Genomic DNA, 21,595 nt, shown 5'->3' with positions numbered 1-21,595 from the left:
ACGAAGGCGAGTTAACCCCAACTCCACCCTCACCCCGAACAAAATAAAAACCACTCCCACAAGCGGCGCATTCCGCATGATGGAAGTGGTTCAATATGTCTATTCCAAATATTCGACGACTTCGACTTCGTCGGTATAGTATTTCATATGGTCGCTGACATCCTGATAGACACCGTCGGCGTCATTGAGGCCGTACTCGGCGGCGTCGGTGAGCGGAACGAGTTCAAAGTCATCAAACTCATTGCTGTGCATATAGGTAGGCATGAATTTTACCGCATCGACGGAGATTTCTTCATCGCCTCCACTGTAGGTGATGTCAAAGCCGATTATGCCACCGAGCTTCGTCTCCAAACTCTGCTGGGCGCTGAAGAAGTTGCCGAGTGAGTAGGCGATCACAGTCTCCTCACCGTCCTCGCGCTCGTAGATATCGACGGGCTGCAGCACGTGGGGGTGGTGCCCCAGTATAATGTCGGCCCCGGCATCAGCGATCTGTTCAAATTGCTGGACATGTTCATCCCTCGGGAATTCCTCGTACTCATTCCCCTGGTGCATGCTGACAACCAGCATGTCGACGTCATCCCGCAAGTCTTCCATATCGGATAAAATCGTCGGCATATCGATCAGATTGACGAGATGGTCCTCCCCTTCAGGAACCGGGATGCCGTTCGTGCCGTAGGTATAGGCGAGGAAACCGACCGACACCCCTTCGACGTCGATGATGCGCTGGCGTTTCCGGTCCTCAGGACTGACATTCGCCCCGACATATTCTATCCCTTTCTCCTTCAGAACATCGGTTGTGCGTTCGACCCCTTCGGTGCTGCGGTCGAGTGTATGGTTGTTGGCCAGTGAAACGACGTCTGCGTTCAGGTGTTCAAGCAGATCGGCAGCTTCAAGTGGCGCGTTGAACATCGGATAGCCACTCAGGCGCAGCGCCTCGCCGCCGATCGGGGTCTCCTGGTTCATGAATACGAGATCTTTATCCTGCAGATAGGGCGCAACCTCATCGACCCGGGAATTGAAGTCGTAGCCGGATTCGGTCTCGACATCTTCATAGAGATGGTCATGTATCAGCACATCACCCGTTGCGGCGAAGTTGAAGGATGTCTTCAGGTCGAAATGGGTATCGACCACGGTATGTATCGCGTCTCCGGATATCTGTTCGAGCGTTTTATCATATACAGCATGCGCCTCGTAGTCAGCATCACCGAAAGGGAAGCTGAGCATCAGAAGCATCATCATCTTCAACATATATAAATCCCCCTTGTCCTTTATATTGATTCTACAATGAAGGCACATATATAACCAGTGATTGCATAAAAAAACTTCCCGATCCTAAAATGGATGGGAAGTCACAAATGCCGGTAGCGAGAATCGAACTCGCAGCTCTGCCTTACCATGGCGGTATTTTACCATTAAACTATACCGGCTAGGTGGTGTGGTCGGATTAGGTCCGCCAAACACCATTCATATTATCATGCGTCTTGGAAGTTGGCAAGGGTCATTTTGACACTATTGTCGGGCTGTGCGCCAATTTGTGAAGAAAAGGCCGCCGTAGTACAGGAAGAGGATGATGAAGATCAATCCGCTGGCCGTAAGTGTGGCGGTCACCGTCCCGAATATATCTGCAGTCAGGCCGCCAAGGACCGGACCGATCATTGCGCCGATCCCTTGGATGGAACTGATGACACCCCATGACTCCTCCTTACTGCTCGCGCCGATGCTGCCGGCGAGATATTTATTCCATGCAGGCAGCATGATGCCGTAGGAAAGCCCGATGAAGCTTGCGATGATGAAGATCAGCCACACCGTTTCGAGTGTGCTGAACCAGATGACGCCAGCAGCGTATATGAAGAAGCCGCCGACGATGACGGTGCGGGTGAACCGCTCTGTATGGGCATCGAGTGCCCGGCTCAACACGGTCATTGAAAATCCGACGAGGCCGAATACGATCAGGATAAAGAACGTGTATTCAAAATAGTTCAATTCAAGCAGCGAGGTGATGTATGTCGGCAGGACCGGCAGCAGCATGCCGACGCCGAGCCCCTGAAGCATGATGCCGGGCATGTTGCGCATATGATGGCGCAGGATCTCCCACGTCTCGCCAAGCGGCAGCCGGCGCTTGCGGCGGCTCGCGGTGGCCTCCCCATGCGTCTCTACTTTGTAGTCGCCTGGCAGGATCAGGAAGATGATGAAGTTCAGGGCGAAGACGATCACCATCGCAACGACCGCCGCAGCATCGAATATGCCGATCAGGAAGTTCATGATGACCATGCCGGCACCGAGGCCGGAGAGCCAGGAAAAGAAGATGAGGCCCATTTCCCGCCCGCGGTTTTCATCCTGCACATTGGATAATGCGATGATCCAGATCGGACAGACGCTGATGCCGAGCAGGCATGCTGCGATCAAAAGCGAGTAGAAGCTCTGATCGAACATGACGAGCGCCATGGCACCGACGCCGACGAGGTAACTCAGGAACATCGTCCACCAGGCACCGATTTTACGCATGATGAACCCGAGCCAGATGTTGGTCACGGCATCGAATACATAATGCATCGTGATGACGATGGACGATAGGCTCAGTGAAATGATGCCGATCGTCGGCAGGGCCGGTAGGTAGCTGAGTATGAACATGCCCCGGACGACTTCCGTCAGGCACAGTATGAAAGCGAGTTTCCAGAATCGTTTCTTTTTTGTATTGGTTGTCATTATGTCACCTTTTATAACGCCGTCATCTCCTGTACGGGCATGAGGGCGCTGTATTTTATGGTTGTCATCATTGTTCAGATGATACGGAACGGTTTGCCCTTCTGTCAATTCCCACTATTAAAGAACATTCTTCTATTGTATAATATAAAAGTTGAAAGGTGGCAGGAAAAATGAATTCGAAGACATTGATTTCCCTACTGAAAATTAAAAAGACATACGGGGAATTTCCAGAAACGGTAGCGCACATCTCCATGGATTCCCGTGAAGTGGATGGAAATGCCATATTCGTAGCGGTGCGGGGCCATCAGGTCGATGGCTTCGATTTCATTCCGCAGGCTATGGAATCAGGGTGCCGCTTCATCGTAACAGACCGTCATGCCGATTTGCCAGAAAATGTCGGGCTCCTCGTCGTCAGAGATCCCGTCAAAGTGGCTTCCCTATTCTCGGAATACATCTACAGCTTCCCCATGAAACCCAGACGATGATAGGGGTGACGGGCACGAACGGCAAAACCACCGTGGCCACTATGATCCACAATCTAAGCCGTGCACTCGGCAAGAACAGCGCCTACCTCGGGACCAACGGTTTCGTGGTGAATGATGACCGCTATGCCAGCACCAATACGACCCGGAAACGACCCGGCTCCATAAGAGGATCAAGGAAGCGAGCGAACGGGATTCCGAAGTCTTCACAATGGAAGTATCGTCGCATGCCCTGGGCCTCGGCCGGACGTTCGGCATCGACTACGACATTGCAATCTTCACCAACCTGACCCAGGATCACCTCGACTTCCATAATACAATGGATGAATATGGCTATACGAAGGGATTGCTGTTCTCCCAGATGGGCCAGAACGTCAAAGACCCGAAATACGCCATCCTCAATGAGGACGATCCCTGGTCGGCGCGCTATCGCGCGATGACGCCGCATGAGGTCATCACCTACGGCATGACCGACGCAGCCGACTTCTACCCGTCCGATATCGCGGGCACGCTTGAAGGCTTCACCTTTACATTGAATACCCAGAAGGGCAGTATCATGTCGAATCACCCTTCATCGGCCACTTCAATATTCAGAACCTGATGTGCGCGATCATCAGCGAATGGCTGCAGGGCTATAAGCTGCCGCGCATCATCGGCGCAGTCAGCGACATGGCACCCGTGGAAGGGCGGCTTGAGGTGCTTGACCGCACGCTGCCGATCGACATCATCATCGATTTTGCCCACACACCGGATGCCCTCAGTAAAATCATCGACACAATCGAGCCGTTCGTCACCGGCAGATTGATCTTCCTGGTCGGCATGACCGGCGAACGTGATCTGTCGAAAGCGAAGGAAATGGGCCACATATCGACGCGGGCCGACGTGGCGATATTCACACCCGACAACCCCGCCAACGATGACCCTGCCATGCTGGTCGAAGCGCTCGCCGAAGGGGCGGCGCACGACAATTACCGAACCTTCCTGGACCGGGCTGAAGGCATCGAATATGCAATCGCCCTGGCGGAGCCCGGGGACACGGTGGTGCTCGCCTGCAAAGGCCGCGAGCCATACCAGATCATGGAAGACTATGTAAAGGTGCCCCACCGCGATGACCTGATTGCACTGGACTGCGCCTACCGCAAGTACAGGAGGGATGAGTATGTTTCAGACGACATCATCGATTGAGGGGCAAAACATGCCTGTCTTCATCCATGAGTCCGAGTCGCGCGGAACATTCATCATCAGCCTCCCGGATATCCACTTCAGCATCGAATACCCGCAGTCGTTGACCAGTGAAGAGCAGATCGAAACGCTTGTCCTGCATCTGTTCAGCATGATGGACGAAAATCAGGCTGAAGCAGTCGCCCGGGACATTGTACACGCAATTTTGCGAAAGTAAGGAGACAATTATGGATTTTACTCAAGAAATAGAAAAACGGAAGACATTCGCCATCATCTCCCACCCGGATGCCGGTAAGACGACGCTCACCGAAAAGCTGCTTCTGTTCGGTGGGGCCATCCGCAGTGCGGGTACCGTCAAAGGCAAGAAAAGCGGCAAGTTCGCCACGTCCGACTGGATGAAGGTCGAGCAGGAGCGGGGCATCAGTGTCACCAGCTCCGTCATGCAGTTCGACTTCGACGGCTATAAGATCAACATCCTGGATACCCCGGGACACGAAGATTTCTCGGAGGATACGTACCGTACGCTGATGGCGGTCGACTCGGCCGTCATGGTCATCGATGCGGCGAAAGGCATCGAACCCCAGACCCTGAAACTGTTCAAAGTCTGTAAGATGCGCGGCATTCCGATCTTTACGTTCATCAACAAACTCGACCGTGTCGGCAAGGAGCCGTTCGAACTGCTTGAAGAGATCGAATCGACGCTTGATATCGAAACATATCCGATGACGTGGCCGGTCGGCATGGGGCCATCCTTCTTCGGCATCATCAACCGTAAAGACCACTCGATCAACCCTTACCGGGAAGATGATACGATTCAGCTTGATGAAGACTACGCACCGGTCGGCGGGCACGCCATCGAAGAAGATGAAGCGTTCCGACGGCGATCGAGGAGTTTATGCTCGTTGAAGAAGCGGGCGATGATTTTGATGATGAAAAGATCGCCCGTGGTGATCTGACGCCGGTCTTCTTCGGTTCCGCGCTGTCTACATTCGGCATCGAGGAATTCCTCGATACGTACGTCGACTATGCACCAATGCCGACGCCACGTAAGACCAAAGAAGAGTCGCTTGTATCGCCGAAGAGTGAAGACTTCAGCGGTTTCATCTTCAAAATCCAAGCCAATATGGACCCCGCCACCGCGACCGCCTTGCATTCATGCGGGTCGTCTCAGGGAAATTCACGCGCGGCATGGAAGCCAGGCTGGCACGCACCGGCCGCAAAGTCAAAGTCGCACGCGCTACGATGTTCATGGCAGATGACACTGAAACGGTCAATGAAGCCTATCCCGGCGATATCATCGGCCTCTATGATACAGGAACCTTCCAGATCGGAGATACGCTGTACGCCGGCCAGAAGGTCGATTTCGAAGACCTGCCGCAGTTTACGCCTGAGCTCTTCATGAAGGTGTCGGCAAAGAACGTCATGAAGCAGAAGCATTTCTACAAAGGAATCGAGCAGCTTGTGCAGGAAGGCGCCATCCAGTACTACAAGACGATGCATACGAACCAGCCGATACTCGGCGCGGTCGGACAGCTGCAGTTTGAAGTGTTTGAGCACCGCATGAAGAACGAGTACAATACAGACGTCATTATGGAACCGATCGGCAAGAAGATTGCCAGATGGGTTGAAAATGAAGAAGACATCACCGATGCCATGCACTCATCCCGTTCGAATCTTGTGCTCGACCGCTATGATAACCAGGTGTTCCTGTTCGAAAACGAATTCGCCATGCGCTGGTTCAGCGATAAGTTTCCAGGCATCAGGCTCTATTCGCTGATGTAGGTTTTCGCTTTACATCAGGAACGGAATCGGCTATATTCAATAAGTAACTAAAAGAACATACCTTTCCAATCGGAAAAGGGGAGTAACGAATGGGGCGACCCATCGATGCATCGTCATGACGGAGAAATTCCCGGTGCATCGAGCAATACTTTGTATTGTATCGTGAGACCTTGGCCGCATCTCTACAGAGATCTGCAGCCAAGGTCTTTTTTCGTTCACTCGGAAAAGGAGAGAAGTCAATGGATTTTGCAGTAATTTTAGAGTATTCATGGGTGTTGATCGTCCTCATAGTGCTCGAGGGGCTGCTCGCAGCGGATAACGCAGTGGTGCTCGCCGTTATGGTCAAGCACCTCGGGTTCAAGGAACGCAAGAAGGCATTGTTCTATGGATTGCTTGGTGCCTTCATCTTCAGGATGGTCGCCATCCTGCTGCTCGTCTGGCTCGTCCAGTGGTGGTGGATGCAGGCGCTTGGTGCCATCTATCTGTTCTATGTGTCCATCTCACACCTCTATGCCATCTGGCGCGGGGAGAGGACGCAGCAGCACATGAAGCGGCGGCCGAAGGCAAGAAGCCGAAGAAGAAAGCAGGCTTCTGGCTGACGGTCTTCAAAGTGGAAGTCGCTGACGTCGCCTTCGCCATAGACTCCATTTTAGCGGCAGCGGCAATCGCCCTGGCGCTCCCGGAAGTCGGCGGCGACTTCTTTGGCGTCAACGCCGGACAGTATACCGTAATGCTTGTCGGTGGCCTGATCGGTGTCATCATTATGCGGTTCTTCGCCAACTGGTTCGTCGAACTGCTCAACAAGAAGCCGGGACTTGAAATCGCCGCCTTCGTCATCGTCGGTTGGGTCGGCGTCAAACTATCGGTTCTGACGCTCGCCCACGACGCACTAGGCGTCATACCGGAAGCCTTTCCGCATTCAGTCACGTGGAAATTGATCTTCTGGAGCGTCATGGTGGTTGTCATCGCTGCAGGCTGGTTCCTCAGCAGCGATAGGGCCAATCAAGATGGTGAATCAGTGGAAACAAACAGATAAACGTTCTATAATTGAAGCAATACTGATGAGGAGGGGTCGCCTTTGGACAAGTCTAGGAAGCATATCATTCCGAAAGACCGGTACCGCCGTAAGCGCAGAACATTCAACACCGGCGGTGGACGTGATGAAGAGAAGCAGACAGGACAAGTAGAGGGTCAGATAGATGACCATAAAAGCACAGTCGAGTACAAAGGACCTAATCCGCACGATTATGGCAGTGACGGCAACACAGAAGATATGCAGGCTCGCCGGGAGAATATGGGGACACCATGCATATGGCACCTTCAGGTGGCTATGCCAGGTCCGGAAGTGCACGGCGGAGCAAGGGTAAAGACGACGGCGCTAAAGAGGCAGACACGGGGCCTGATACACGCGATCATGCGGCAGATGGCATAAGTGCCGATGCCAAGAACGGTCCGGAGAACGTGGGAGACACCATGCATATGGCGCCTGAGCCGGGTCCAACCGAGAACACTGCACCGGGGAAGCGCCGGGGAGACGGCGGAGGTGGCCGTAAAGGCGGACGGGGTGGCTGTTTGAGCACCATCCTTCTGCCGCTTATCGCCGGATTGATCGGTGCCTTGATTGCACTTGCCCTATTCAGTGCATTCACTGACGACACGAACCAGGATGAATCTGCGGAAGGTGTCTCAGGAAATGATCAGAATGAGCAAAAAGAGGGAGGCGATCAACAGGAAGGCGACAATAGCGGTGACGCAGAAGTTTCGGATACGACGGCCGCCATCCAGAAGGCGCGCAAGTCTGTGGTATCGATCGTCAACCTCCAGAAGATCGGCGACATCCTCCCTGGACTTGAGCAGCAGACTGACAGTGAACCGGAAGAAGCAGGGACCGGCTCTGGTGTCATCTATAAGCTGACGGAGGAAGATGCATACGTCGTCACGAACAACCATGTGGTCGACGGGGCCCAGGAGCTCGAAGTGACACTTGAGAACGGCACCCAGAAATCAGCTGAAATTGTTGGTACCGACCTATGGACGGACCTTGCTGTATTACGGATGGACCGCGGTGAAATCGAAAATGCCATCGAGTTCGGCGACAGTTCGGACCTCCAGGTGGGTGAAACGGCAATCGCAATCGGTTCACCCCTCGGCCAGGCATTTTCAGGTTCGGTGTCACAAGGTATCATCTCAGGCCTCGATCGTAGTGTGCCTGTCGATATAGACAATGACGGCAACTACGACTGGGAGGCGAACGTGCTGCAGACCGATGCGGCCATCAACCCGGGTAACTCAGGCGGCGCGCTGGTCGACCAGTCAGGTGACTTGATCGGCATCAACTCGATGAAGATCAGCATGCCGACAGTGGAAGGGATCGGATTTGCAATCCCTGTCAACGAAGTGCAGGAGATTGCCACCCAGCTTGAAGAGCAGGGGAAATCTCCCGGCCGTTCCTCGGCGTCCTGCTGCAGGACCTCTATACGGTACCGGCTGAAGTGCTGGTCAATGAGATGAACCTGCCTGATGATGTGGAGTCGGGTGTCATCATCAGCAACGTTGAGGATGGCAGTCCGGCAGACGCGGGCGGCCTCAAGCAGTTCGATGTCATCGTATCGTTCGACGGCAATGAAATTGCGAACATGATAGAACTCAGGAAGTATCTGTATTACGAAAAGGAACAGGGAGAGGAGATGACGGTCGGCTATTACCGCAACGGTAATCTGCAGGAAACGACCATCACCCTGGAATAGTGTGGAGCACCGGGTGACCGGTGCTTTTTTATATGAGTAGGAATGTAGTGGATAGGGTACTGTCAAACAGTATGAAAGTCACCTTGACACAGCTTGATCGGGTGCGTGATAATAAGATGTATTTATGAGAACCGCACGGTTTTGAAAGAAGGGATTGCAATGTTCAAATCGTTGGAGCGTTTCCTCGACTCGCTCACCCCCAACGCGGGATTTTTCTGTACTATCTGATTGCGCTTTTTGTGGCAAGTTCTGTCCTGAGCCTGCCTTTCCTCTATCGTGGGGAGAAGGATACGGCGCTGATCGACACGATTTTCGTCGCAGCCTCCGCCTTGTCGGTGACGGGCCTGACCCCGATTACGATCGCCGAAACGTTCAATACGAGCGGCTACGTGGTCATCATGGTCATCCTGAACCTTGGTGGGGTCGGCATCATGGCCATGGGTACCATGCTGTGGGTGCTGTTCGGCCGTCATATCGGCCTGAAGGAGCGCATGCAGATTGCCGTCGACAACAACCAGTATAAATTCTCGGGAGCGGTCAAGCTGGTCATCGAGATACTGAAGACGTTGCTGATCATCGAAACGATCGGCGCGGTGATGTATTTCATCTATTTTATGGCAGAGTCCAATGATTTCTACTATTCCCTGATGAACGGCCTGTTCCTGTCGGTTTCGGCCACAACGAACGGCGGTATGGACCTGTTCGGCAACTCATTGATCAGCTATGAGGAAGGTTACATACTGCAGGTGCCGGTGATGATCCAGATCATGCTCGGTGCCATCGGTTACCCAGTATTGATAGAAGTCCGCCGCTTCCTCCGGTCGCGCAAACGGAGTTTCCGGTTTACGCTGTTCGCCAAGATTACGACACTCACTTACCTGGTCTTGTTCCTGGTGGGGACGTTCTTTATCTTCGTCATGGAATCAGCGAATTACTTCTCGGAGGATTCATGGTTCAAAACGATGATGAACAGCATGTTCGCCTCTGCGACTACACGGAGCGGTGGGCTGACGACCGTCGATCCGAGCCTGTTCAGTGACGCGACACAGCTTGTCATGAGCGCCCTGATGTTCATCGGCGCCTCCCCGAGTTCCGCCGGGGGCGGCATCAGGACGACCACGTTTGCGCTGCTGATCCTGTTCCTCGTATCGTTCAGCCGGGGACGCAGTGATATCCGCATCTTCAACCGCGAAGTCGACGGTGAAGATCTGCGCCGCGCATTCGCCGTCATCATATTGGCGGTCTTCCTGGTATTCAGCGGCATCATTTCAGTGGTCCTATTCGAGGGCGGCCGCTTCGACCTGATCGATATCATATTCGAAGTCACCAGTGCATTCGGTACGACCGGCTTATCGACTGGCATTACAAGCGGCCTGACCGATTGGAGCAAGGTGGTCGTCATGATCTTCATGTTCATCGGACGGATCGGTTTCATCTCCTTCCTGTTCTCCATGGGCGGCAAGCAGAAGGAACTGTCTTTCCATTATCCGAAAGAACGCATCTTGATCGGCTGATAAACTTCAAATGAGAGGAGTATCCAGACATGCAGGAATTTTTCAGTGTGAGCCTCATACTGACCCAGCATCTCGGACGCAACCTCGGCAGTGCGCCAGGCGTGACGCTGTCGAAGGTGGCCAAATATAAGAGGGGGCTGCTCTTTGAGCAGAACCATCATGTCATCCTTGCCGACCTCGGCGGCACCATCGGCATCGATTTGGACTATATCACCCCGCGCAACCCTGCCATCACGGCGATGAACTATATGGATTATGGCTTCGGCGTGTTGAACCATAAGGATATGGCCAACATTTCACGGCTCAGGCGGTCTTTAAGTTTTCGAAGTTCCCGTGGATGAGCTGCAACATCACCCATCCTGCGACAAAGGAACCGTTTTTCGGGGAGCCGTACGACATCTACAGGACCAACGGCATGAAGCTCGCCATCCTCGGCGGCTATGCCGGCACCTATGATCCGTCCCGCAGTAACGGTGAGCGGGATCTCCATATATCGAACCTCAGCAGCTCCATCAAACGTTGGCTCAGATACATCTATGATACCGAAAATCCCGACTACGTCATCGTCTGCCTCGCCGATGCCGACGATACGATCAGCCGCGTCATCCATGATATGGAAGGCGTCGGGCTCCTCATCACCGGCAGCTGTGACGCGGCATCATATGAGGAGAACCACCACGCGTCTTATTCTGCAGAAGATGACCGGCATATCCCGAGATATCATCACCATCACACCGGCAAGGTGATGCATGTCGAACTCAACTTCAAGACCCGCACCAGCACATATGAATATTTGAGCCATTCCGTCTCACGCATCGACCGCGAAGTGTCCCAGCTCCAAGAAGACCACCGTCTCCTTGATCTGGTCCACTATCACTTGTAGAAAGACGGTACAGACGATAAAAGAGCAGCGCCCCGCAGGTTGTGTGGGCCGCTGCTCTTTGTTTTGGCGGGAATTGGGCGTCTAACTCTCGTTGGTCCGGGACAACGAAGGCGAATTGGGCGTCTAACTCTCGTTCGTCCGCACAACGAAGGCGAATTGGGCGTCTAACTCTCGTTCGTCCGCACAACGAAGGCGAATTGGCCGCACCACACACATCCCACCCCAGATCACAAAAAACCCGCTACACTGCGTCTCGCAGTATAACGGGTCGGGGATTATTCTTCGACGATCTTGTATCTTTTATGGTTGACTACAGTCTTTTCGAACATTTCATGCTCGTCGAAATTTTTATCGATTGTAATATCAACAATGACAGAGTTGTCGTTGACTTTCTCAACTCTTCCTTTCATGCCTTGGAATTCTATTATATTCCCTACTTGTGCTGCTACCACTTCTGTTTCTTCATCCATGCGTCAAACCTCCACTACCAATGATGTAAGACATTATACTAGATGTTCGGCAATATTGAAAGCGTTCGGCCATCCATCACCTGTTAGGCATCCGATGTACCCTGCGCCTTATCGTCCGATGCCACGACCGCTTCAGGCTCCTGCTGTGAAACGGTGGTGTCAGACGCCGCTTCCGAGTCATCAGGGCGCCGCTTTTTCAGCTTATTCTCCGGCTGTCTGCTCTTGGCTATGATCTTACGCGTCTTCTTCACCTTCTTCTTATCCTGCTTGACCTGTTTTTTGAGGTCATACGGGTGATAGGCGCCGATTTCGACCATATAGTCCGCAATACGTGAATGCTGATTGATTGCCTGTGTAAGCTGCCGCCTCAGCACATCGCGCACTTCCGGGGAAATCGTCTCCGTCAACGCGACCGAGTAGGCCCGAACGGCCGATTTGGACGAGACGAGCATTTCATGGACGATCAGTTCATCCTTCTTGTTGCCGGTGTGTTCCAAAATATCATCAAATTCCATTACTGCAGCCTCCCTAAAAGATAAAGGACATGTGCCTTCTATGGTAACAGTGCTTCTATTTCTTCTATGGCTTTCTCGGATATCTGCTTTTCCTTTCTGAGCAGGGATCTGAGCTTGGGATCATCCACCAGGGATTCCAATACGTGCGCTTTCATCAGAGATGCTTTTCTGAGCGTCACGATTTCATGCAGTTCCAGCGTTTCATGCACGCCGAGTGGCACTTCGTTCTTGTCGCTTTTAGCCATGGTCAGCCTCCTGTTGGTATTTATGGCATAAGGATAACATGCTTCTTGTTATTATACGAGAATCTTATCAGAAATCATAAAATTCAATCTTCAATGCCGTAAATCTCCCTTAACTTCACCCGTGCCGAAGCCCGCCAGTTCTTGACGCTCGATGCACTGAAACCAGCAACAGAGGCGATTTCACGCACCGTAAAGCCTTTCAATGTATAGGTCAGCCACAACATCTCCCGGTCATCAAGGACCCGGCGGGCGCTCTCATAGTAGAGTGTCGGCATGTCATCATCGGTCCCGGTATCCATCCCGGCATCGCCGTCAGCACTTACATGTGAAGTATAGCGCGAAACTTTACGGATTTCATCGATCATCCGCTGCTGGATGCGCGTATAGACGAATTGGGATTCGGTCGCCCCTTTGCCTTTGACGGCATCGAAGGCAGTCAGGGCAGAGTAGACGGCCAGCCGACCGACCTGCATATAATCATCTTTATCGTATTGGATGTTCAGTTTATTCATGATGCTGTGGATCATCGGTTCATACCGTTCTATTTGTTCATTCATATGGAGTGTCCCATAACGCATCGATGCATCAGTTATTTCCGGATAAGCCAATCATATGGTGAAACTGAGCAATCTGCCCGGGGACAACACCTAATAAGTCGACTTAACTTACCGTTATATTAACATAATATAAAATATTGTTAATTATATGTTAAATAATTAGCTTTTAATGTATAATTTAAAGATCAACACATTGAAGAGGTGACACATGATACCATCACTACTCAACCCGGGGATCTGCTGCATTGAACCAGTCGACCACCCCGAGTTTCTCTGCGAAGCGGTCTACCATGACCGTGTACTGCCCTCGGTCAAACCGAGCGAGGACCTGATCGATGAACTGCTCGTCTATTGCCATGGTACAAACTTAAAAGCCAGACGGGCCCATCTGAAGGCCGCGCATGACATCCACCGGCTCGGTCCGATCGTCATCGATGAACGCATCGATTTTACATTGTTCCCCGTAACGGTCTCACGGCGCCGCAATCCCTGCTGGGTGAACTTGCATCAGCTACTTGAATTCAGACCCGGGGTGGGAGGTACGGAAATACGCTTCAACCATGGTATGATGAAATGGATAGAAGCCGATTACAGATTGTGCGAAAAACAATATGCCAAAGCATTGAAAGTACTCGACCGCTCCACTAAAATACGGAGCAGAGTGCGCTCTACATCACACGATAAGAAGGGGCGCGGTTCCTGCTGGAGGATGCAGGCGATCGGCGGAAAGGGGGAGGCTATGGAGATTCTCGCAGCGGGTGGCATCTATACGAAAGAGGACTCGACCTTTACAGGCGGGCATGTCATCAGCATCTGCCTCGGCAGCCATTCGGCCCACCATGTCCGGCTGCACACCAACCTCAGCAGTGATTCCACAAAGACGTCTCCACTGTTGAAACGTCTCCGCCAAAACGGAGTGGACCCGAGGCTGGCCGCACGGGTTTCGGCACCATACGGTACCATCACCGGTGATGGCGTCACGCCATCAAGCAATGTCTTTGAAACAGTGCGCCGGGAGCGGATGCAGAAGCAGATGAATCATGACTGTGTCATCCTGTCCACCGACATTTCAGAGCGTGACTTCAGGTGGCTGACGGAAGAAGCGAACAACCGTAATATTCCGGTCCTCGTCTTTACATGCGGGGAGTACCCGGTCCGTACTGGAGGGGGCATTGAAATCATTCATCTCGATGATTCCGGCATCCCGGACTATGCGCACCACTTGGAGGAAATAAAAGCCGTCCTCATCGATCACGGGTGGATATATGATCACCCCGTAACCAGAAGCCGCAGAGAGCAGGTGCCGCATCCGTCCACTGCCATCCTCCGCACCATCGGCCAGCTTCTGCTGTTCGGTATGCTGACCGGCGCGGTGCTGCTTGGCATATTATATCTGCTTGGACTGCCCGGCGAAGATGGCGGCCATCAGGCGGAGATAGCGCCAAAGCAGCCTGTCGATCATCCGGACTGCAGTACAGTGGCGGCATGCACGACGCTTGGCGATCAATATCTCGATGCGCTCGATGACTACATCGATATAGAAGATACGAAACATCTATTCATCGAAAACCGGAGCCAGATCGATTACCTGACATATCCGGTTGAAGATGTGACGCTCGGGCGCCGGAAGTGCACCAGCCGCTCCCGTTTGGGGATGAAGCAGCGTTCAGGGAGATATGGACACGCTTCACGCATTTCTTTCCTGCCCGTGAGATCGCCGACGTCGATGCCTTCAGGCTGTTTTCGGATGGTGAAGGCAATACGCTTGCCTATGTAGACGTCAAGCCTTCCGGCACCACGCTGGCGATGGATATACGTGACAATCAGACGAAGCCGGACGAATACCGGACGCTGATCCATGAATTCGCCCACGTCTGGTCATTGCCGCCCGAAGACTTCAAGGATGACAGTACTGACGTGGCATCGTTGAAAGAAGATACTTTCATGAAAGCCTATACCGAACGATTCTGGTCCCAGTATGGTGAGGAATGGGTTGAAAACAAGTATAAATCAGATCCTGAACGGGAAGCGTTCTACAACAGTCATATCACCCATTTCCATGAGCCGTATCAGGCGACGAATCCGAAAGAGGATGTCGCGGTGACCTTCGTCAAATTCGTCACCGAACCGATGCCGGAAGGACAGCAGCTGAAGGACGTCAAAGTACGGGTATTGTATGAATACCCGGAATTGGTTGCGCTGCGGGCGACGATACTTGAAAACATGGTGGACTATGAGAAAAATAACTGACCAGTTTTTCGATAAATGAATGAATATGCATATATTCGGGTATTAAAAAATGTCAGAAAAAGTATTGGGATAAACCGCGCTCGCATTATTGTATAGCAGAACCATCAATTCATTTGCCTCTTGTAGTGCCAATAGGGTTGAAACACAAAATACACGTTTCTCAGGCACAGTCACTGAGGAATACAGAGACTTTTTTCACCTAATTATATTGTGCACAACATAGTTTTGTGTATAATGGTAAGTGTCTGAGTAAATGTTAGGAATGGCGGGCAGATAATATGAGCGAAACAACAAATGATGTAAACATACGGAATGTGTGCAGATATATTTTTATGCTGAATGCAAAAATCGATCATTTGGCTGAATTCAAAACCGAACTGGGCACTCTATCCAGGGAACAGCTCTATATCGTAGAGATGGTTTCAGAAGAGCCAGGACTTACACAAAAAACGATTATAGGCCGATTGAAGAAAGAACAGACTTCAGTCTCACGAGCCGTCCAGACTTCTGGTTGACCAGGGTTATATCGTCAAACGACGCAACGAGAACGATATGCGTGCGTCCTATCTGGAAATGACTGATGCAGGGAACGAAGCATTGGCAGAATTGGAGCCTTCAATCTGTGAGCTCAGTGAACATGTTGTGGAAGCGTTGGATGATGAAGAAAAACGCATATTGATGGATACCTTACGTAAAATTCAAGTTCAATGACCCTCTCCACCCGCGTGGAAAGGGTTTTTTAATGCGGGAAACATGGCATATAAAAAAATCCAAGGGAGTCTCCCTTGGATTTTATTTTGTCTACAGTGTGCGTTCCATATATATGTGCGGGATACCCGCATCCTCGAATTCCTCTGAAGCCACTTCATAGCCGAGCTTCCTGTAGAAATCGGCGGCATGGACCTGCGCGCCGAGTTTCGCTCTGACATACCCGGCTTCACGGGCGTGCTTATGCACAAAAGCCATCAGCTCCCGGCCGTATTTCAATCCACGCGCTTTTGGCAGTACTGCCATACGCTCGATTTTGATCATTCCGTCGCCTACCGGGCGGTATCTGACGGTGCCGACGGGTGTATCTGTTGTCAGCAGGATATGTGTCGAAGTGTCTTCATATGCGTCTATTTCCCGGGTCATCGGCACATTCTGTTCTTCGACGAAGACGCGTTTACGGATTTCGAGACATTGATCGTACATCTTTTGGCTGTCCGCCACTTTTATTTCCATCAACATTCTCCTTACATCGCATTTTTTCTTCTGATGGCAGTGAACTGCCAAAATACCCGCATCTGCTCGAGATTCCAGTATTCCAGTCCAAGGGAGAGTGCAGGTGGAGTATTGAACTTGAACCCGCTCGCCTCAGCAGCGGCCAAGGCCAGATACTGGATATGGGGGCGCAGATTTTTGAAGGATTGGGACAATCTGCCGTCTTCCCCGCGGATCCAGTCCATCGGGAAGGTGAGTTCGAATATGTTGATCTGCTTGTATATCTCAGGCAGCGCGATCATGTAGCACGCCGCATCCACCTCGGCATTGGATTCGGACTCTGCAAAATAGCCCTTTATCGACAGATACATCTCCTTATGGTCATGGTTCTGATAAAAATACCTATCCTCCGGCTGTGCTTCTCCGCTGCGCTTTATCTGCTCTTCCAGGTAGTCGAACATTTCATTGATGTTCGTCTCCTTATCGTAAGTTCTGCGCATCATCATCCCTCCTAGACCCCATCATATGAAGGGGTTTCCTGTGTGTTCTCCTCATAGTATGGTGCTTGGTAAGGTTCTTGTGTATTTTCCTTATAATAAGGTTCCTGTGTTTCTTCCTCGTAGTATGGGGCCGCATCTTCCTGATACGGTTCCTGCGTCTCTTCCTCGTAGTACGGTTCTTGTGTACTTTCTTCATATTGAGGCATGGTGCCGTTTTCTACGGATGGCTGCTCTGTAGTCGGCTCCTCATCGGTGAATTCCGGATTCATATCCCTATCAGGCTCTTCAACAGATTCTTCATCTTGACCTTCTTCCATATTGAAGCCATTGCCGATCTGGCTGTCATAACCGTCCCGCATGAAGTAGGGTGGCTCTGCCGGCTGGTAGTCTTCAAGCTCAGTGCCTTCGATGAACCGGTAGGGCACGATGACGTCAGATAGGCGGATGTTGATCAGGTCGTATGGATCAGGCGCTTCAAGGCCCAGCACTTCCCTCAAGGTTTCTGAAATGCGGTACAGATGCTCTTCATTGGCCCAGTAGAAGTAGGCGCCGTTCTGCTGGAACCAGAAGTCGCTGCCTTTGATCTGGGTCGTGTTGAAGTTGATGTCGTTGAAGGAGTAGTAGGCAGCGAGGCTGCGGATCGTCTTCGACTCCATATTGTGCTTTGTATTATCTGCGACGACTTCTATCAGTTCGTCAAGCTTTGAGAGGGCGCCCGTCGATTTGGCCTTGGACAGGATCGCCTGGACCAGCTCCAATTGGCGCTGGCCGCGGCCCAAGTCGCTGTCGATATCACGGCTTCTGACGACGGCGAGCGCTTCTGCGCCGCTTAGGGTCTGTTCGCCTTCTTCGACGACGACGTCCGGCCCACGGTCGGTCTGGCTGGATACTTCCATATCAAATGGCACATCGAACTCCACACCGTCCAGTGCATCGACGATATCGACGACAGCAGTCATGTTGGCACGGACATAAAAGTCGACCGGCACATTCAACAACGATTCGACCGCGCTCATCGAACCGTCCGGCCCGCTTTCGCGGTGGGCATGTGTAATCTTATCGAAATAATTCTCTTCCGGAAGATATGTCAGTGTATCCCGGGAATGCTGACAAGCTTCACTTCTTCCTGATCTTTATCGAAAGTGGCTAGAATCATCGTATCGGTGCGGAAATCCTGTGAATCAAGATTTCCTTTTTCTTTGCGCGTCTCGTTCTCGTCGATGCCGAGTATCAGGACTGTAAAGCTGTCCAGGGAAGGGTCGATGTCATCCAGACGCAGTTCTGAACGGTCGCGCTCGGTGGCTTCGAATGATTCCGAAACCCCCTTTCGAATGAATTGAAAAGGTTGTAGATATAGACGCCGATCACGACAAGTGCTACCAGCAGCACGATGAGGATACCGTAAAAAATTTTTCTTTTCATAATTTAATTAAACCCGCTTTATTATAGAGTGGCGAAAATGGCGCAATTTGGCTGGACGTGCGTTGGAGTCTGTTGTGAGAGATCTGCACGATATTACCTAGAGGCTCCAGTAGAGGTACCCGGCTGATTCGAGTGCCCCGCGGTCCAGCACACCTTTAATGTCGACCAGCACCCTTTTGTCGCTCTTATAGGCCGACTTCAAGGCGTCGGAATCGAAAGTGTCGAGATAGGCGTCATGCGGTACGGCGAGTACGACGCAATCAAGATCCGTAAGGTCCTGCTCCTCACTCAGATGCAGGCCGAATTCCTGCAGCACATCATTTTTATCGGCAGCGGGATCATGCACGAGCACTTCCACACCGTAGTCGCGCAGTTCATCGACGATGTCGATGACTTTAGTGTTGCGCACATCGCCGACATTCTCCTTGAAGGTCAGGCCGAGTATCGCCACGCGGGAGCCATCGATCTCCTGCTTGGCCTTGATCATTTTTTTGATGATGTTGCCGGCTATATACTTGCCCATATCGTCGTTGATCATCCGGCCGGAGAGGATGATCTGCGAATGGTAGCCGAGCTGTTCCGCCTTGTAGGTGAAGTAGTAGGGATCCACACCGATGCAGTGGCCGCCGACCAGGCCAGGGGTGAAGTTCAGGAAGTTCCATTTGGTGCCGGCCGCTTCCAGCACGGCCTTGGTGTTGATGTCCATCTTGTTGAAGACCATCGACAATTCATTCATGAAGGCGATGTTGATGTCCCTTTGGGAATTTTCGATGACTTTTGCAGCTTCGGCCACCTTGATGGATTCCGCTTCATGCACGCCAGCTTCTATGATGGAGGCGTAGATGGCGGAGATTTCGCGCAGGGCCGCTTCATCTGAACCGGAGACGACTTTGATGATGCGCGTCAGTGTGTTCTTTTTGTCGCCTGGATTGATGCGCTCAGGCGAGTAGCCCACTTTGAAGTCTTCGCCGAATTTGAGGCCGGATTCCTGCTCGAGTATGGGGATGCAGATTTCCTCGGTCGTCCCCGGATAGACCGTCGATTCATATACGACGATGGAGCCTTTGGTGAGGTTGCGTCCGACGGCTTCACTTGCGCCGATGACCGGGCCGAGGTTCGGCGTCTTGTCGGTGTTGATCGGCGTCGGTACCGCGATGACGTGGAAGCGGCAGTCTTTCAGGTCCGCTTCATCACTTGTGAATGTCATGGTGCTCGCCTTAAGCGCATCGTCACCCACTTCCTCAGTCACGTCATGACCGCTTCTGTACTGATCCAATTTCTGTTCGTTCAGATCGAATCCCAGGACATCGTATTTCTTGGCGAATTCAACGGCGATGGGCAAGCCGACATAGCCGAGGCCCACGACCGCAAGTTTGTCTTTTTTGCTTCGGAGGTTTTCGAATAGTTCCATGGTGGGTTTATCTTCCTTTATATGTGTAGTTATTATGACGCCACCGTCAATCATATCGCGATTTCAGGATGGCATCGGTATAATTGTAGTCAATTATACATTCTCTGGACTTTAATGCACTTTTTCGCCGCAAAAAATGGAAAAATGTATGGCATATGATAAACTAGTCAAGTGAATCATATCAAAAAATAAATTTTCTACAATCGGAGCCAGGCGTCATTCGGAGCGTTATTTTGGCCGGGTGCATGCTGGTGGATATAGAGGAAAAGCAAAACTTCAGTGCGGCATCTGGATGCCGTATGAATAAGGAGCTAACCATAAAATGGATATTTCAGTGATAGGGACTGGTTATGTCGGACTCGTAACCGGCGTCTGCCTAGCAGAAGTGGGAAACAAGGTAACTTGCATCGATCTCGATGAAGCGAAGGTCGAGGGGTTGCAGAGGGGCATCAGCCCGATCTATGAGGCGGGGCTTGAAGAGTTGCTCAAGAAGAATATCGACAACGGCTCAATCGATTTCACAGCGGACTACGAAGCAGGCCTACGTGGCAAGGCAGTCATCTATATCGCAGTCGGTACGCCGCAGGCGGCGGATGGCTCAGCCGACTTGACCTATGTCAAGGAAGTCTGCGCTTCACTCGCCGAGCATCTCAGGGAAGATGCGGTGATCGTCACCAAAAGTACAGTGCCGGTCGGCACGAATGAATGGATCAAGCAGGAAATAGAGGCGAACCTCCGAAAAGACGTGCGTATCCGGATGGTATCGAACCCCGAATTCCTGCGTCAAGGTTCTGCAGTCCATGACACCTTCAACGGCGACCGCATAGTGATCGGATCCGATGATGAAGCGGCGTTGGACATCGTGGCAGACATCAATGAAGGCTTCGATCTGCCGATCGTCAGGACGGACTTGAGGAGTGCCGAGATGATCAAATATGCCTCCAATGCATTTCTGGCGGCAAAAATCAGCTTCATCAATGAAATGGCCAACCTGTCCGAACGGATTGGAGCGAATATCGACCATGTCGCAGAAGGCATGGGGATGGACCGGCGGATCGGCAACGCCTTCCTTAATGCCGGCATCGGCTACGGCGGCTCCTGTTTCCCGAAAGATACGCGGGCCATCATCTCGATTGCCGGGGCGGTCGATTACGATATGCCGATCCTTGAGAACGTTGTCGACTCCAATGAGCGCCAGCGGGTCATCATCGTCGACAAGATCCAGTCCAGGTTCAAATCATTGAAGGGATTGAAAGTGGCGGTGCTTGGATTGGCCTTCAAGCCGGGCACCGATGACATCAGAGAGGCACCGTCCATTTCCGTGACGGAAAAGCTGGTGGATGAAGGTGCTGAAGTGCGGGCCTATGACCCGGCTGCCTTGAAGAATGCGCGGGCCCAGCTGTCCGGGGCCATCCATTTCACGGATCAGATTGAGACGGCCCTGGATGGGGCGGATATTGCCATCATCCTGACAGAATGGCCGGCCATCAAGACACTGCCGCTCGCTACGTACAAAAGGCTTATGGCGGCGCCAGTCATCTTTGATGGACGGAACTGCTTCACTTTGGTGGAAGTCGAGGGCGAGGGGATAGAATACCACTCCATCGGACGGCCGTCCGTGAAACCGAAAGAAGGGGTGCATCCTTCCGAATAGATCAAAATCGGCAATTACCCTATAAAAGATTGAGTTTATCGCAGTGAAAGTGATATAATACACTTTTGATTG

General features: G+C 52.0%; 22 protein-coding genes, 1 tRNA gene and 3 pseudogenes. 14 read left to right on the top strand and 12 right to left on the bottom strand.

The window, feature by feature from the left end; genetic code table 11:
• Positions 1–99: 99 nt before the first annotated feature.
• The 3 genes from ACYF68_RS11675 to ACYF68_RS11665 all read right to left on the bottom strand — a co-directional run bounded on the left by ACYF68_RS11675 (position 100) and on the right by ACYF68_RS11665 (position 2,706).
• Complete coding sequence (locus tag ACYF68_RS11675; RefSeq protein WP_461047036.1) at positions 100–1,248, bottom strand: CapA family protein; 1,149 nt, start codon at positions 1,246–1,248, stop codon at positions 100–102.
• A 108-nt stretch (positions 1,249–1,356) separates the two neighbouring features.
• Positions 1,357–1,427 (bottom strand) — tRNA-Thr (locus tag ACYF68_RS11670).
• An 82-nt stretch (positions 1,428–1,509) separates the two neighbouring features.
• Positions 1,510–2,706 (bottom strand): MFS transporter, encoded by a 1,197-nt coding sequence (locus ACYF68_RS11665; protein ID WP_461047034.1) that lies wholly within the window; start codon positions 2,704–2,706, stop codon positions 1,510–1,512.
• Positions 2,707–2,876: 170 nt separating this feature from the next.
• Here ACYF68_RS11665 and ACYF68_RS11660 point away from each other — a divergent pair.
• The 10 genes and pseudogenes from ACYF68_RS11660 (at position 2,877) to ACYF68_RS11615 (ending at position 11,296) form a co-directional block, all read left to right on the top strand.
• Positions 2,877–4,373, top strand: a pseudogene (locus tag ACYF68_RS11660) (UDP-N-acetylmuramoyl-L-alanyl-D-glutamate--2,6-diaminopimelate ligase).
• Complete coding sequence (locus tag ACYF68_RS11655; RefSeq protein WP_380569853.1) at positions 4,348–4,587, top strand: YueH family protein; 240 nt, start codon at positions 4,348–4,350, stop codon at positions 4,585–4,587. Before ACYF68_RS11660 ends, ACYF68_RS11655 begins: the two are co-directional and overlap by 26 nt.
• Before the next feature lie 10 nt (positions 4,588–4,597).
• Positions 4,598–6,152, top strand: a pseudogene (locus ACYF68_RS11650) (peptide chain release factor 3).
• Between the two features lie 239 nt (positions 6,153–6,391).
• Positions 6,392–7,188 (top strand): annotated as a pseudogene (locus ACYF68_RS11645) (TerC family protein).
• 42 nt (positions 7,189–7,230) lie between these two features.
• Positions 7,231–7,584 (top strand): hypothetical protein, encoded by a 354-nt coding sequence (locus ACYF68_RS11640; protein ID WP_461047032.1) that lies wholly within the window; start codon positions 7,231–7,233, stop codon positions 7,582–7,584.
• A 41-nt stretch (positions 7,585–7,625) separates the two neighbouring features.
• Positions 7,626–8,663 carry a S1C family serine protease gene (locus ACYF68_RS11635; RefSeq protein ID WP_461047620.1) on the top strand — a complete coding sequence of 346 codons (1,038 nt, stop codon included), beginning with the start codon at positions 7,626–7,628 and terminating at the stop codon, positions 8,661–8,663.
• A complete protein-coding gene (locus ACYF68_RS11630; protein ID WP_461047030.1) occupies positions 8,660–8,899 on the top strand; it encodes a PDZ domain-containing protein in 240 nt (79 codons plus the stop codon). The genes ACYF68_RS11635 and ACYF68_RS11630 overlap by 4 nt, the downstream gene beginning before the upstream one ends.
• Positions 8,900–9,138: 239 nt before the next feature.
• Positions 9,139–10,413: a TrkH family potassium uptake protein gene (locus tag ACYF68_RS11625; protein ID WP_461047028.1), complete on the top strand. Its 1,275-nt coding sequence runs from the start codon at positions 9,139–9,141 to the stop codon at positions 10,411–10,413.
• Between the two features lie 29 nt (positions 10,414–10,442).
• Entirely contained in the window at positions 10,443–10,754 is a 312-nt protein-coding gene (locus ACYF68_RS11620) for a hypothetical protein (protein WP_461047027.1), read from the top strand.
• Positions 10,751–11,296 carry a hypothetical protein gene (locus ACYF68_RS11615; protein WP_461047025.1) on the top strand — a complete coding sequence of 182 codons (546 nt, stop codon included), beginning with the start codon at positions 10,751–10,753 and terminating at the stop codon, positions 11,294–11,296. The genes ACYF68_RS11620 and ACYF68_RS11615 overlap by 4 nt, the downstream gene beginning before the upstream one ends.
• 275 nt (positions 11,297–11,571) lie before the next feature.
• Here ACYF68_RS11615 and ACYF68_RS11610 read toward each other — a convergent pair whose 3' ends face one another.
• The 4 genes from ACYF68_RS11610 to ACYF68_RS11595 all read right to left on the bottom strand — a co-directional run bounded on the left by ACYF68_RS11610 (position 11,572) and on the right by ACYF68_RS11595 (position 13,083).
• Positions 11,572–11,748 (bottom strand): YkvS family protein, encoded by a 177-nt coding sequence (locus ACYF68_RS11610; protein ID WP_380570017.1) that lies wholly within the window; start codon positions 11,746–11,748, stop codon positions 11,572–11,574.
• 101 nt (positions 11,749–11,849) lie between these two features.
• Positions 11,850–12,281 (bottom strand): spore coat protein, encoded by a 432-nt coding sequence (locus ACYF68_RS11605; RefSeq protein ID WP_461047023.1) that lies wholly within the window; start codon positions 12,279–12,281, stop codon positions 11,850–11,852.
• A gap of 38 nt (positions 12,282–12,319) precedes the next feature.
• A complete protein-coding gene (locus ACYF68_RS11600; protein ID WP_461047021.1) occupies positions 12,320–12,526 on the bottom strand; it encodes a hypothetical protein in 207 nt (68 codons plus the stop codon).
• Positions 12,527–12,609: 83 nt separating this feature from the next.
• Positions 12,610–13,083 (bottom strand): sigma-70 family RNA polymerase sigma factor, encoded by a 474-nt coding sequence (locus tag ACYF68_RS11595; protein WP_380569845.1) that lies wholly within the window; start codon positions 13,081–13,083, stop codon positions 12,610–12,612.
• A gap of 208 nt (positions 13,084–13,291) precedes the next feature.
• On the opposite strand from ACYF68_RS11595, the gene ACYF68_RS11590 reads away from it, so the two are divergent.
• From ACYF68_RS11590 to ACYF68_RS11580, 3 genes are all read left to right on the top strand, one after another.
• Positions 13,292–14,860, top strand: a complete 1,569-nt coding sequence (locus tag ACYF68_RS11590; protein WP_461047019.1) for a competence protein ComK — start codon at positions 13,292–13,294, stop codon at positions 14,858–14,860.
• A 751-nt stretch (positions 14,861–15,611) separates the two neighbouring features.
• The gene (locus tag ACYF68_RS11585; RefSeq protein WP_461047017.1) at positions 15,612–15,848 is read left to right on the top strand and encodes a MarR family transcriptional regulator; all 237 of its coding nucleotides are present in this window, start codon (positions 15,612–15,614) and stop codon (positions 15,846–15,848) included.
• Positions 15,849–15,885: 37 nt separating this feature from the next.
• Positions 15,886–16,044: a hypothetical protein gene (locus ACYF68_RS11580; RefSeq protein WP_461047015.1), complete on the top strand. Its 159-nt coding sequence runs from the start codon at positions 15,886–15,888 to the stop codon at positions 16,042–16,044.
• A 90-nt stretch (positions 16,045–16,134) separates the two neighbouring features.
• Here ACYF68_RS11580 and ACYF68_RS11575 read toward each other — a convergent pair whose 3' ends face one another.
• From ACYF68_RS11575 to ACYF68_RS11555, 5 genes are all read right to left on the bottom strand, one after another.
• Positions 16,135–16,557 carry a GNAT family N-acetyltransferase gene (locus ACYF68_RS11575; protein ID WP_461047013.1) on the bottom strand — a complete coding sequence of 141 codons (423 nt, stop codon included), beginning with the start codon at positions 16,555–16,557 and terminating at the stop codon, positions 16,135–16,137.
• Between the two features lie 11 nt (positions 16,558–16,568).
• The gene (locus ACYF68_RS11570; protein ID WP_461047011.1) at positions 16,569–17,042 is read right to left on the bottom strand and encodes a DUF2538 family protein; all 474 of its coding nucleotides are present in this window, start codon (positions 17,040–17,042) and stop codon (positions 16,569–16,571) included.
• Between the two features lie 5 nt (positions 17,043–17,047).
• Positions 17,048–18,091: an LCP family protein gene (locus ACYF68_RS11565; RefSeq protein ID WP_461047618.1), complete on the bottom strand. Its 1,044-nt coding sequence runs from the start codon at positions 18,089–18,091 to the stop codon at positions 17,048–17,050.
• A 175-nt stretch (positions 18,092–18,266) separates the two neighbouring features.
• Complete coding sequence (locus ACYF68_RS11560) at positions 18,267–18,458, bottom strand: hypothetical protein (protein WP_461047009.1); 192 nt, start codon at positions 18,456–18,458, stop codon at positions 18,267–18,269.
• A gap of 97 nt (positions 18,459–18,555) precedes the next feature.
• Complete coding sequence (locus ACYF68_RS11555; protein ID WP_461047007.1) at positions 18,556–19,869, bottom strand: nucleotide sugar dehydrogenase; 1,314 nt, start codon at positions 19,867–19,869, stop codon at positions 18,556–18,558.
• A gap of 322 nt (positions 19,870–20,191) precedes the next feature.
• Here ACYF68_RS11555 and ACYF68_RS11550 point away from each other — a divergent pair, with 322 nt between their 5' ends.
• Positions 20,192–21,523 carry a UDP-glucose dehydrogenase family protein gene (locus tag ACYF68_RS11550; protein WP_461047006.1) on the top strand — a complete coding sequence of 444 codons (1,332 nt, stop codon included), beginning with the start codon at positions 20,192–20,194 and terminating at the stop codon, positions 21,521–21,523.
• Positions 21,524–21,595: the final 72 nt, after the last annotated feature.

This window comes from Salinicoccus sp. CNSTN-B1 (genome assembly GCF_054792835.1).
Note: the sequence above shows the minus strand (reverse complement) of the source record. Positions and strands in the feature narration are given on the sequence as shown.